Genomic DNA, 12,261 nt, shown 5'->3' with positions numbered 1-12,261 from the left:
ATGCGTATCTGGAAGCCCCTTGCGACATGGCTGCCGATGGCGGTCATGGTCCTCACCGCCGCCTGCACTACAGTCACCAATCCCGCCACCGGCGAAAGCGAACTGACAACCGTCTCGCCCGCGCAGGAGCGTGCGATCGGGGCGCAGGAACACCCCAAGGTCGTCGCCGAATTCGGCGGTGAATATGGCGATGCCCAGTTGAAGGAATACGTCAATTCAATCGGACAACGTCTTGCGAAGAATGCTGAACTTCCTGCTGACACATTCACCTTCACCCTGCTTGATTCACCTGTCGTGAACGCATTCGCGCTGCCGGGTGGCTATGTCTATGTCACCCGTGGCCTGCTGACCCTGCTGAGTGATGAATCGGAACTCGCCGGTGTCATGGGGCACGAAATCGGACATGTCACGGCCCGGCATGGTGCCCGGCGCCAGACCCGGGGAACCATTGCCAATATCCTGGCCGCCGGCGTCGGCATCCTGACCGGAAACCGGCAGGTGGCGCAGCTTGGGCAGGTGGCCGCGCAGGGCTTCATGGCCAGCTACAGCCGCGACAACGAGCGGGAGGCAGACCAGCTTGGTGTCCGCTATCTCGGCCGCACCGGCTACAACACCCTCGGCATGGCGCATTCGCTGGAGGCGATCGGTCGCCACAGTGACCTGCTGGCGAAGGTCAGCGGAGCCGAGGCGCAGGGTTTCAACTTCTTCCAGACCCACCCGCAGACGCCGGAACGCGTCGCCAACACCGTGCAGCTTGCGAAGGTCGGCCCGACGGTCCAGAATCCCGTTACCGGACGCGACCAGTATCTGAACGCCATTTCCGGCATGATCTACGGGGACAGCCCCGCGCAGGGCTTTGCACGCGGCACCCGTTTCGTGCATCCCAACATGCGGTTCGCCTTCGACGTGCCCGACGGTTTCAAGCTGGACAATCTGCCCAACGCCGTCCTGGCTGCCGGTCCTGACGGCACCCGGATCGCCTTTGACCGGGAGACCGATCGCAACGCCGTCGCCCAGTATCGGGACATGGCCGACTACATCAGCCGCAAGTGGGCGCGCGGTGCGCGGGGACGTGATCTGCGCAGCACACGGATCGGCGGGTTCCCGGCCGCCACTGCGACGGTCTTCATGACCGCGCAGAACGGCCAGCAGTTCGAGGCGAAGATCGCCGCGATCCGCTTCTCCGACAGCCAGATCTTCCGCTTTCTGATGGCAGCCCCGACACGGGTTGCCGGGCGCTACGCCAGGGCTTTCGACGATGCGATCCAGAGCTTCCGCTCCCTGAGCCCGAAGCAGGCCGCCGAGTACAGGCCGCTCCGCGTCTATGCCTATACCGTGCGGCGCGGAGACACGGTTTCGGAACTGGCGTCGCGCATGAACATCGACCGCTTCGACGAGGAACGCTTCCGCGCCATCAATGCGCTCGGCCCCGATGAAGGGCTGCAGGCGGGTCAGCGGATCAAGATCATCCGCGAATAGTCACGCAGGCCTGCTTCCGGGCTGATCCGCACGGCAGCCATGTGCTTGACCGGACTGGCCACGCGCCACATGTGAGGCGCTGGCTCAGTCGTCCTGCTGGCTGGTGCCATCCCTCCTGCCCGCCCGCCCCCGGAAGGAAGCTCCATGACCGATATTGCCGCCCGACCGGGCAAGATCGAGGCAACGGCGATGATGATCGCCCTGCTCGCGGCGCTGATGGCACTCGGTCAGTTCGCGACCAATGTCTACCTGCCTTCCCTGCCGACAATCCGGGACCAGTTCGCCTCCAACGACACCATGGCCCAGCTCACCCTGACCGCGTACCTGATCGGGTTTGCGGTCATGCAGCTTTTCTACGGGCCAGTTTCAGATCGGTTTGGCCGTCGCCCGCTGCTGATCTACGGCACCGTCGTCTTCACGCTGGGCTGCCTGGTCTGCGTGCTCGCACCCAGCATGGAGATCCTGATCGCCGGGCGGGTGACGCAGGCGGTTGGCGCTGCCGCCAGCCTGGTGGTGGCGCGAGCGGTTGTGCGTGACAGTTTCGACGGCGACCAGTTGCAGCGTGTCATGGCGCTGGTCAGCATGTTCTTCGCCCTGGTCCCCGGCATGTCGCCCTTCATCGGTGGCCTGATCGAGGAATATGCCGGCTGGCGCTGGATATTCGTCCTGACCGGCATCGCCGGGGGCATCGTGCTCGTATGGATGATGCGCCGCATCCCCGAGACCCTGAAGACGCCCATGCCGCGCCTCGATCTGGCGTCCGTGTTCGTGGGCTACGGCGTGGTGCTGCGTTCCGCCCATTTCCGGCGCTACGCCCTTGCCAATGCCTTCATCTTCGGGGCCATGTTCGCCTTCTTCGGTGGCTCCCCGAAGCTGTATATCGAGATCCTGGGCGTGACACCGAAGGAGTTCGGCTTCTATCCGCCGCTGGCCTCCGTCGGATTCGTCATCGGAGGCATCACGGTCAGCAAGCTGACCGGGCGCGTCAGCAGTGTCACGATCTGCAATCTGGGACTTGCGGTCCTGATCATCGGCACTGCGATCAGCGTCGTGCTGCCCCTGGCCGGGATCGTTCACAAGCATGGCTTCAACCTTGCCATCGTGATCTTCGTTTCCGGTCTCGGCATCTTCCTGCCAACCGCCATGGCCAATGCCCTGCAGTCCTTCCCCGAACGCGCCGGTACGGCATCCGCGATGATGGGTTTCCTGCAGATGGCAGGCGCCGCCGCGGGCAGCGCGCTGGTGGGCCTGTATCAGGAGCAGGCGCCGATCCTGACCTATCCGGTGGTTATGCTGGCCATGACCCTCGCCGCCACCTTCGTGTTCGTCGTCGAGGGTCGACGGCGCGCGCCGACAGGCTGAGGAGAAGGCCCCGGAGTCCGTCGGCTCAACCACCTGTCACGCCTTCGTCCGGACCTCCTGCTGATCCATCCACTGGATCATGTCCTCGATGGCAACAACCGGCATGTCGTGGCGACGGGCGAACTCGGTGATCTCCGGCAGGCGCGCCATGCTGCCGTCCGGATTGGCCAGTTCGCACAGCACCGCGGCGGGCTTGAACCCTGCCAGTTCCGCCAGATCGACGGAGGCTTCCGTGTGACCACGCCGGACGCGGACGCCCCCGTCGGCGGCACGCAGCGGAAAGACATGGCCCGGGCTGGCAAGGTCGGCCGCCCGCGCCTGCGGGGCAATCGCAGCCCGCACGGTGGTGACACGGTCGGCCGCCGAGACACCGGTCGTCACCCCCTCCTTCGCCTCGATGGAGACCGTGAAGGCCGTCCCCATGCGGGAGGTGTTGCGCGTCACCATGGGGGCCAGCCCCAGATGGTCGATCAGATGCCCGCGCATCGGCAGGCAGACGATGCCGCTGCATTCGCGGATCAGCATGGCCATCTGGCGTTCGCTGACCGTCTCCGCCACGAAGACCAGGTCGCCCTCGTTCTCCCGATCCTCGTCGTCGACGATCAGGATGCCGCGCCCCTGCCCCAGCGCCGCAATGGCCGCATCGACGCGCGCGACGGCGGTCCCGAACTGATCCAGCAATGATTGATAACCCAGTGTCTGCACGTTGCCCTCCTCCAGGCGTGACGGCCGGACTCAGGGCAACAGGTCGCGCGGATGCCGCACCCACAACGGGACACGCACACCACCCGGCGACGCACGGTCGATGGTCAGGCACGCGGGCGCGCCTATCCCTCCGACACATGCTGGCTGCATCTCTCCCATCCGGACTGTTACCGTCGGCCCCGGAATCACACCGGGTCTGCTGACCCCGGACCCCGACCGCAGAAGACTGCGGTCCCTGTCCGGGCGCTCGCGGGCTTTGCACCGGTCCATCGCTGGACCCGGCACTTACCGCCGGTCGGGATTTTCACCCTGCCCTGAGATCAAGCCAAATTTTCGACTCACTGCTCCCCCGAAGGAGAACACCCGAACGCTATCAGGCACCGCAGCCCGGTCAATAGGGCACCATGCAAGCCTGTCATGCCGCCGCGATCTCCTGGATGATGCGGATGGTCTCCTCCGGTTGGTCGAGCAGGACGTGGTGATAGGCGTCGGGCATCTCGATGAAGCTGGTACCTGCGGGCGCGACGGAGCGCATGTAGGACATGGTGTCCGGCGTGCACAGCGCGCTGAGCGTGCCCCAGACGACATGCAGCGGCACGGTCAGGCGCGGAAAGCGGTCGCGCTGGTCCTGCCAGTAGCTGTCACCGAAGGCCGGATGCCCGAAAATGTTGGTCCGGGCCTTCCATATCCAGCCGCGCGCGGTCTCCATGATGCCGGTGTCGGCGATGTAGTTCACCGCCCAGGCGTTCACCACAGGCTGTTCCGGGATCAGGCGGAACCGTTCCAGCGCGATCTCCCGCTTCGGATAGCGGCGCGGGGCGATCTTCGGCGGCGCCGGACGTGCCCCGGCGATCTCCGGCGGCGGATAGATCGGTGAATCCATCATCACCAGGGCCCGGATCAGCTCCGGCCGGGTCTCAGCCAGGAACATGGACATGCCGCCACCGAAGCTGTGACCGATCAGCAGTGGCGGGGCATCGAAACCGGCGTCGGCAATGACACTTGCGATGTCCTGGGCAAAGCCTTCCGGCGTTGCGTTGCGCCGCTCCTCCGAATCTCCCATTCCGGCGAAATCCATGGCGGCAACGCGATGGGTCTCCGCGAGGGCCGGGGCGATGAAGTCCCACCAGCCGGAATGCGCCGCATTGCCGTGGCAGAGGACAATGCCCGGTGCCCCTGCCGCGCCGCGCAGCCTGTAATGGATATTCGCGCCGCCGCTTTCGACGAACCGCTGCTCCCATGGGCTATCCACGGCCGCACGAAACCAGTCCGGCGCGGTGTCTCGCCAGTTGCTCATTCTGTCCCTCCCCAAAGGCGCAAGCGCATCCTGGGCGGAATCATAGGCAGGAAAGCGTCAGGCGCCCAAGCGTTTCGGGCGGGGTGCAGGGTCAAGCCCGATGCAGATCAGGCGGCGGCCTGCCGGTTGCGGTTGTTCACGTAGCGTGTCGTGGTCTCGTGCAGCCTCTCCACCAGAATCAGGGAAAGGTTGTGCAGGATGCGCGCTGCGACGGCGGGCATCCTGTCCATCGCCTTCTGCATGGTGTCCTGTGTCAGGATCAGCAGTTCCGACGGTTCGGTCGCGATGACATCGGCGGTCCGGGGGGCCGCGTTCAGATAGGCCATCTCGCCGAAGATCGCGCCGCGACCGAAGGAGGCCAGACGACGTGTGCCGTCGCGCACCTCGACCGCGCCCGAGAGCAGCACATAGAGTTCGTTGCCGACATCGCCCTTGGCAACGATCTTCTGGTCCTCGGCACAGCCCACGACCGTCGCCAGCTTCAGGAAGCTGCAGGCATCACGATATTCCAGCCCGACCAGCAGCGGCACGCCATGATGCGGCACCTGGTTGAGCTTCCGTGTCAGCATGGCCCAGAACGCTTCCTCGTCCATCGCCGCCGGATGGGCGCTGTCGACAGCCTCCGGGAACCTGCGACGGAACCAGCTCACCGCGTCGGCATCATGGTCAAGGGTCCGGGCGATGGACTGATAGGGCGACCTGACCTGTGCCATGTGGCTCAGGTCGCCTGTGGGCAGCACCATGGGTGTCCGCATGCCGCCCGATTCATCCTCGAAACTGCTGCCCAGGCGGCGATAGCCAAGGCGCTCCAGCAATGCGATTTCGGAGGCACTGGCATGGGTGAAATCGAAGACGCTCTTCTTCGCCGTGGCGATCTTGTAGGCGGCGGACATCAGCAGACGCGTCATGCGGCTGTCGGGAACCTCCGGATCGACGACCAGATGTTCGGTCAGGGAGACCGTCGGATTGACGAGTGCCGAGAATTCCCCCATCGGCAGACGTTCTCGCGCCAGGGACGGCATGTCGGCCAGCGGTCCGGCGATGACCCGAACGGCGGCGGCAGTGCGCCCGGAGTGGGTCAGATAGATGTGCAGCGCCCCCCGGTCGTTGGGGTCATCCACCCGCTTCGCCCCCCGGTCGGCAAAGGCAACGTTGCGCCCCATGCCATCGACCAGCACGCGGTAGCGCAATTCCTGAATGTCCCGGACTTCTTCCGCAGTGCGGGCGATCAGGACCTGAAGCTCTGAGGAACTGGACATGGCAGCAGCCTGACACAGAGCAGTTGAGAAGCGGTTAAGGCCATGCATGATCATGGCCGGACACGACACCAGGCACGGTGGCGTGCACGACCGGGGGAACAAGGGAATGCTTGAGCAGGGACTGGCAGCAATTGCGGCAGCACTGGCTGCGGGGGAGACGACGTCGGCCGAACTGGTGGAAACCGGCCTCGATGCGGCCCGCCGCGATCAGGGTCCGACCGCCATCATGACCCTGCATGCGGAGCGTGCGCAGGCAGAGGCGGCGGCCATCGACGCGATGCGCAAGGCGGGTCGGGAGGTGCGTCCCCTCGCGGGTATTCCCTTCACCATCAAGGATCTGTTCAACGAAGAGGGACATGTCACCACCGCAGGCTCCAGGGCGCTGAGCGACACCGCCCCTGCCGCTGCCGATGCGCCGACGGTCGCCCGACTGCGGCGCGCCGGACTGGTGATCATCGGTCGGACCGTGATGACGGAGTTCGCCTATTCAGGCCTGGGCCTGAACCCGCACTATGGAACGCCCCTGTCGCCCTGGGACCGGCAGACAGGCCGGATTCCCGGCGGCTCCACATCCGGTGGCGCGGTCAGTGTCGCGGACGGCATGGCTGCGGCGACGCTGGGCACGGATACCGGCGGTTCCTGCCGCATCCCCGCTGCCTTCTGCGGAGTGACCGGTTTCAAGCCGACGCAGGCACGGGTGCCGCTGACCGGCGCCACACCGCTTTCGCACTCCCTGGACTCCATTGGTCCGCTGGCGCGGAACGTCAATTGTTGCGCGACGCTGGACGACATCCTGGCCGGAGGCGCTGGCAAGCCGGAACTGGCACGCGACCCGCGCAGCATGACGTTCCTGGCCCCCACCAACTACGTGCTCGACGGCATGGACGATACCGTGGCCGCGGCGATGGATGGCGCGCGGCGACGGCTGACCGAAGCTGGCGCGCGCATCATCGACATGCACCTGCCGGAACTCGATGAACTGCCCGGACTCAACGCCGCCGGCGGATTCGCGGCGGCTGACTCCTTCGCCTGGCACCGGAGTCTGATCGAACGGCGTGGCGAAACCTATGACCCGAGGGTCATCGGACGCATCCAGCGCGGTGCCGCGATCAGTGCCGCCGACTACATCGACCTGATGCATGCGCGGCAGGCGATGATGCAGTCCGTGGCGCTGGCCATGCGCGGCTGCGATGCCATCCTGACACCCACGGTACCGATCATCGCCCCGCCCCTGAGCACGTTCGACGGGGACGATGATGCCTATACGACGCTGAACCTGCTTTGCCTGCGAAACCCGAGTGTCGGCAACTTCCTGAACTGCCCTTCAATCAGCCTGCCCTGCCACCGGGAGGGGGAGGCTCCGGTCGGTCTCATGCTGACAGGCATGCACAATCACGACCGGGTCCTGTTTCAGATCGCTGCGGGGGTGGAGGCGGTGCTGCGCGACTGATCCTGCTCCGCACGGCACCCCAGTCCGTTCATGGTATCCCGCAGGGCATCTTCCAGCGGGGTATGGGGCTCCGCGCCGATCAGTTCGCGCAGCCGCGTGTTGTCCAGCGCAATGGAATTCTGCCAGAGATAGCGCATCTCCCGCAGTTCAAGACACAGTGGCACCACCGGAGCAAGCGCGGAAATGAGCCACCAGGGCAGCGGTTTCACCTTCGCGCCGGGAACGCTGCCCGCCTCGGCCACGGCGCGTGCAAAGTCGCTCCCATCGTCGAACCAGTGTCCGGCCATGTGGACCACCTCCATGTCCCGCAACCGTTCCTCTGCCTGCAGCAGACGCAGAACGGTCTCCGCGAAGTCGGGCAGATAGGCCCAGGCGTGACCGGCACCGGCAGTACCGGGATCGCGGACGACCCTGGGGGGCTTGCCCGGCCGGACCATGCCGTTCGACAGCCAGGATGCCGGGGCATGTGGCCCGAAGAAGTCACCGGCACGCAGCACCAGTGCCCGCATACCCTGGTGGCAGGCATCGTCGAGCATCTGCTCCATCTGCCTGCGCACCGCGCCTTTCACGCTGACCGGGTTCTGCGGCGCGTCTTCCCGCAGCACGGGAAATGCATCCGGTCCGAAGTTGTAGATGTTGCCCGGCAGGATCAGGCGCGCACCGACTGCCTGGGCGGCGGCAATGCTGTTCTGCAGCATCTGCGGCGCCGTCTTCGCCCAGTTGCGGTAACCGGGGGGATTGGCACCGTGGAAGATCACGTGAACACCCTGCGCGGCCCGCAGGACATCTGCAGCCTGCATCGCATCGCCCTGAACCCAGCGGATCGCAGAAGTGGCCGGGCGGTCATCGACATGTCTGCGGGTCAGTCCGGTGACCTGCCATCCCTGACCTATGCAGGCTGCAGCCACCGCCGCGCCCGAGCCACCCGTGGCACCGATGATGAGTATGTGTCGGGTCATGAGTCTGGTTTCCCTCTCTTCGCTTCAACCGATGCATGAGAGATGGCGCATCACGCTCCATAAGATAATTGCCTAAAAACACATCTTATCCATACAATATTGTATGGAATTCACCTGGGACACATGCCGCAGCTTTCTCGCCGTCCTGCGCACGGGATCCCTGTCTGCTGCGGCACGGCAGCTTGGCCTGACCCAGCCGACGATCGGACGCCATGTTGACCAGTTGGAGCAGGCCACCGGTGCCGCACTGTTCACCCGGGCGCGGAACGGGCTGACGCCGACAGCGACCGCACTGGCGCTGCGGGCCCATGCCGAGGCCATGGAAGCCGCGGCGGCGGCCATGATCCGCGCCAGCAGTGGCGCGGCCGGTGAAGCCAGGGGCACGGTACGCCTGACGGTGAGCCAGTTCGTCGGGTCGGAAGTCATGCCGCCGATGCTTGCCCGCTTCAGGGACAGTCACCCGGAGATCGATATCGAACTGGTGCTGTCCGATTCGCCCCTGAACCTGCTGACGCGGGAAGCGGATATCGCAATCCGCATGGCACGGCCAAGCCAGACGGGTCTGGTGGCGCGCATGCTCGGATCGGTCGAGGTCGGCCTGTTCGCCCATCGGGACTACCTCGACAGGTTCGGCACGCCGACCAGCTTCGGGGCGCTGAAACAGCACCGGGTGATCGGGTATGACACCACGCCTTACCTGGAACGCGCCATGCGCCACATGGGCCTGGAGGTGGAGCGCGACGACTTCGCGATTCGCGTGGACACCGAATCCGTACAGGTCGCGCTGATACGCTCGGGATTCGGCATTGGCGGCTGCCAGGTCCCGCTGGCCGCGCAGGACCCGGGTCTGGTACGGGTGTTGCCCGACGTGCTGAACTTCCGGCTGGAGGTCTGGCGGGCGATGCATGGGGACATGCGTGACAGCCTGCCGGTGAGGCTGATGGCGGCCCATCTGGACCGGGAATTCAGGGCCTATCTGAGAGGCGCGACACCCCCCGAAACAGGGGTCGGAAACAGGGCGTGAAGCGAGGGTTTCCGCGGGCTTGAGGCCCCTTCCGGATTATGCGACATATCGCCCCTGTGGTGCCGCGTGACTCGGGACTAAGGTCCGGCCCGGCTATAGTTTGCCGTGCTTTTTTGCTGGCTGTCGAACCGCTTGGGGTGGTGCGCAGCCGGTCTGGGATACCGGAAGGGTCGGGGTCCCAATGCCAAATGGATTGAGGGAGCGAAACGCGTGAAACGTTTCTTTCTGACGATGGTGGGTCTGTTCGCGATGACGGGACAGGCCATGGCCGAGATGGGCAAGGCAGCGCCGTGGCAGCTGAACCTGCAGGAAGCCGCATCGCCGCTGATGCACAGCGTGCATGATTTCCACGACATCCTGCTGGTGGTGATCACGCTGATCACCCTGTTCGTGCTGGCGTTGCTGATCTGGGTGATGGTGCGCTTCAACGAGAAGGCGAACCCGGTGCCGTCGAAGACGTCGCACAACACGCTGATCGAAGTCGTCTGGACCGTCGTGCCGGTGCTGATCCTGGTGATCATCGCCATCCCGTCGTTCCAGCTGCTCTACCAGTCCGATGATGTGGCCGAGTCGGAAATGACGCTGAAGGTGACCGGGTACCAGTGGTACTGGGGGTACGAATATCCCGACCATGGCGACATCAGCTTCGAGGCCTACATGAAGGCCGACGACGAACTGCTGCCCGGTGAGCCGCGCCTGCTGACAACCGATACGGCGGTCGTGATTCCGGTGAAGACCAACATCCAGGTCCTCGTGACCTCTGCCGATGTCGGTCATTCATGGGCGCTTCCCGCCAACGGTCACAAGACCGACGCATGGCCTGGCCGCATCAACCACCTGCCCCTTTATATCGAGGAGCCGGGGATGTACTACGGCCAGTGCTCCGAACTCTGCGGTCGCAACCACGGCTTCATGCCGATCATGGTCAAGGCCGTGACCAAGGAAGAATTCGACGCCTGGGTGCAGACCCAGCAGGCGAGCATGGGCATCACGGACAAGTCCGTTGATGTCGCTCATGTCACCACAGACTGATCCGCCGCGAACGGATACCTAGTTAGAGAAAGGGCCGAAAGATGAGCTACATCGGCAAATCCGTCGACAGCCACGGCAATCCGCGCGGTTGGAAGCGGTTCGTCTATTCCACCAACCACAAGGACATCGGCACGATGTACCTGATCTTCGCGATCATCGCGGGGATCATCGGTGGTGGCATGTCCATGGCCATGCGCATGGAACTGCAGGAGCCCGGCAACGGTATCCTTGGTGGTGACCACCACCTGTTCAACGTCCTGATCACGGCCCATGGCCTGATCATGATCTTCTTCATGGTCATGCCGGCGCTGATCGGCGGCTTCGGCAACTGGTTCGTGCCGCTGATGATCGGGGCGCCGGACATGGCCTTCCCGCGCATGAACAACATTTCCTTCTGGCTGCTGCCGGTCGCCCTGGCGTTGCTGGTCATTTCCACCTTCGTGCCGGGTTCGGCGAGTGGTGACGGTGTCGGCGCGGGCTGGGTGATATATCCACCCTTGAGTTCGGGCCTGGGACACCCCGGCCCGGCGATGGATTTTGCCATCCTGGCGCTGCATGTCGCCGGTGCCTCCTCCATCCTGGGTGCGATCAACTTCATCACGACCATCTTCAACATGCGCGCGCCGGGCATGACCCTGCACCGGATGCCGCTGTTCGCCTGGTCGGTGCTGATCACCGCGTTCCTGCTGCTGCTGTCCCTGCCGGTTCTGGCCGGTGCCATCACGATGCTGCTGACCGACCGCAACTTCGGTACCGGCTTCTTCGTGGCGGAGATGGGCGGTGACCCGATCCTGTTCCAGCATCTGTTCTGGTTCTTCGGCCATCCCGAGGTCTACATCCTGATCCTGCCGGGCTTCGGCATCATCAGCCACATCGTCTCGACCTTCTCCAAGAAGCCTGTCTTCGGCTATCTCGGCATGGCCTATGCCATGCTCGCCATCGGCGTGGTCGGGTTCGTCGTCTGGGCGCATCACATGTACACGGTCGGTCTGGACGTGGACACGCGGGCCTACTTCACCGCGGCGACCATGGTCATCGCCGTGCCGACGGGTGTGAAGATCTTCAGCTGGATCGCCACCATGTGGGGCGGTTCCATCTCCTTCCGCACGCCCATGGTCTGGGCCATCGGCTTCATCTTCCTGTTCACGCTTGGCGGTGTGACGGGTGTGGTGCTGGCCAATGCCGGCATCGACAATGCGATGCATGACACCTACTACGTGGTCGCCCACTTCCATTACGTGCTGTCCATGGGTGCCGTGTTCGCGATCTTCGCCGCCTGGTACTACTGGTTCCCGAAGATGACCGGCTACATGTACTCGGAATTCTGGGGCAAGGCCCACTTCTGGGTGACCTTCGTCGGCGTGAACATCCTGTTCTTCCCGCAGCATTTCCTTGGTCTGGCCGGCATGCCGCGCCGTATCCCGGACTATCCGGATGCCTATGCCGGCTGGAACGAGATTTCCTCCTACGGTTCCTATATCGCCGGTGTCGGTGTGCTGGTGTTCCTGTTCGGTGTTGTGGAGGCCTTCATGGCCAAGCGCAAGGTCGGCAACAACCCGTGGGGCGAAGGCGCAACGACTCTGGAGTGGACGCTTCCCTCCCCGCCGCCGTTCCATCAGTACGAGGATCTGCCCGTGGTGCGTGAGCGCCAGCAGGGCTGATCGAACCCCACCAACCGACCAGCTATTGGTAGA

10 protein-coding genes and 1 riboswitch are annotated in these 12,261 nt (G+C 64.7%); of the genes, 6 read left to right on the top strand and 4 right to left on the bottom strand.

From position 1 onward, the window contains the following. Nucleotides 1-1,479, top strand: coding sequence for a M48 family metalloprotease (locus QGV55_RS07720; protein ID WP_281019878.1), 1,479 nt, complete (start codon nucleotides 1-3; stop codon nucleotides 1,477-1,479). Nucleotides 1,480-1,623: 144 nt separating this feature from the next. Continuing rightward, complete coding sequence (locus QGV55_RS07715) at nucleotides 1,624-2,841, top strand: multidrug effflux MFS transporter (protein WP_281017411.1); 1,218 nt, start codon at nucleotides 1,624-1,626, stop codon at nucleotides 2,839-2,841. A gap of 36 nt (nucleotides 2,842-2,877) precedes the next feature. On the opposite strand, the gene ribB is transcribed toward QGV55_RS07715, so the two are convergent. From ribB to QGV55_RS07700, 3 genes are all read right to left on the bottom strand, one after another. Continuing rightward, nucleotides 2,878-3,537: a 3,4-dihydroxy-2-butanone-4-phosphate synthase gene (gene ribB, locus QGV55_RS07710; RefSeq protein ID WP_348637716.1), complete on the bottom strand. Its 660-nt coding sequence runs from the start codon at nucleotides 3,535-3,537 to the stop codon at nucleotides 2,878-2,880. A gap of 152 nt (nucleotides 3,538-3,689) precedes the next feature. Continuing rightward, nucleotides 3,690-3,872, bottom strand: a riboswitch (FMN riboswitch). A gap of 89 nt (nucleotides 3,873-3,961) precedes the next feature. Continuing rightward, entirely contained in the window at nucleotides 3,962-4,843 is an 882-nt protein-coding gene (locus tag QGV55_RS07705; protein ID WP_281017413.1) for an alpha/beta hydrolase, read from the bottom strand. A gap of 107 nt (nucleotides 4,844-4,950) precedes the next feature. Beyond that, nucleotides 4,951-6,102, bottom strand: a complete 1,152-nt coding sequence (locus QGV55_RS07700; RefSeq protein ID WP_281017414.1) for a cyclic nucleotide-binding domain-containing protein — start codon at nucleotides 6,100-6,102, stop codon at nucleotides 4,951-4,953. Between the two features lie 106 nt (nucleotides 6,103-6,208). Here QGV55_RS07700 and QGV55_RS07695 point away from each other — a divergent pair, with 106 nt between their 5' ends. Next, nucleotides 6,209-7,552 carry an amidase gene (locus tag QGV55_RS07695; protein ID WP_281017415.1) on the top strand — a complete coding sequence of 448 codons (1,344 nt, stop codon included), beginning with the start codon at nucleotides 6,209-6,211 and terminating at the stop codon, nucleotides 7,550-7,552. Here the strand turns inward: QGV55_RS07695 and QGV55_RS07690 are convergent. Next, a complete protein-coding gene (locus tag QGV55_RS07690) occupies nucleotides 7,513-8,511 on the bottom strand; it encodes an NAD-dependent epimerase/dehydratase family protein (protein ID WP_281017416.1) in 999 nt (332 codons plus the stop codon). The genes QGV55_RS07695 and QGV55_RS07690 overlap by 40 nt on opposite strands. A gap of 103 nt (nucleotides 8,512-8,614) precedes the next feature. Between QGV55_RS07690 and QGV55_RS07685 the strand changes: the two genes are divergently transcribed. The 3 genes from QGV55_RS07685 (at nucleotide 8,615) to ctaD (ending at nucleotide 12,228) form a co-directional block, all read left to right on the top strand. After that, entirely contained in the window at nucleotides 8,615-9,535 is a 921-nt protein-coding gene (locus tag QGV55_RS07685) for a LysR family transcriptional regulator (protein ID WP_281017417.1), read from the top strand. Nucleotides 9,536-9,745: 210 nt separating this feature from the next. Beyond that, the gene (gene coxB, locus QGV55_RS07680; protein ID WP_281017418.1) at nucleotides 9,746-10,567 is read left to right on the top strand and encodes a cytochrome c oxidase subunit II; all 822 of its coding nucleotides are present in this window, start codon (nucleotides 9,746-9,748) and stop codon (nucleotides 10,565-10,567) included. Nucleotides 10,568-10,608: 41 nt separating this feature from the next. Then, nucleotides 10,609-12,228, top strand: coding sequence for a cytochrome c oxidase subunit I (gene ctaD, locus QGV55_RS07675; RefSeq protein ID WP_281017419.1), 1,620 nt, complete (start codon nucleotides 10,609-10,611; stop codon nucleotides 12,226-12,228). Nucleotides 12,229-12,261: the final 33 nt, after the last annotated feature.

It is taken from the genome of Minwuia sp. IMCC3009, assembly GCF_029909415.1.
GTDB lineage: Bacteria > Pseudomonadota > Alphaproteobacteria > Minwuiales > Minwuiaceae > Minwuia.
Note: the sequence above shows the minus strand (reverse complement) of the source record. Positions and strands in the feature narration are given on the sequence as shown.

Bases quoted from the DNA above. Each gene is read 5' to 3' on its own strand.
- QGV55_RS07715 (WP_281017411.1), top strand. From the start codon at position 1,624: ATGACCGATATTGCCGCCCGACCGGGCAAGATCGAGGCAACGGCGATG.
- QGV55_RS07690 (WP_281017416.1), bottom strand. From the start codon at position 8,511: ATGACCCGACACATACTCATCATCGGTGCCACGGGTGGCTCGGGCGCG.
- QGV55_RS07695 (WP_281017415.1), top strand. From the start codon at position 6,209: ATGCTTGAGCAGGGACTGGCAGCAATTGCGGCAGCACTGGCTGCGGGG.
- QGV55_RS07685 (WP_281017417.1), top strand. From the start codon at position 8,615: ATGGAATTCACCTGGGACACATGCCGCAGCTTTCTCGCCGTCCTGCGC.
- QGV55_RS07700 (WP_281017414.1), bottom strand. From the start codon at position 6,102: ATGTCCAGTTCCTCAGAGCTTCAGGTCCTGATCGCCCGCACTGCGGAA.
- QGV55_RS07705 (WP_281017413.1), bottom strand. From the start codon at position 4,843: ATGAGCAACTGGCGAGACACCGCGCCGGACTGGTTTCGTGCGGCCGTG.
- QGV55_RS07720 (WP_281019878.1), top strand. From the start codon at position 1: ATGCGTATCTGGAAGCCCCTTGCGACATGGCTGCCGATGGCGGTCATG.
- ctaD (WP_281017419.1), top strand. From the start codon at position 10,609: ATGAGCTACATCGGCAAATCCGTCGACAGCCACGGCAATCCGCGCGGT.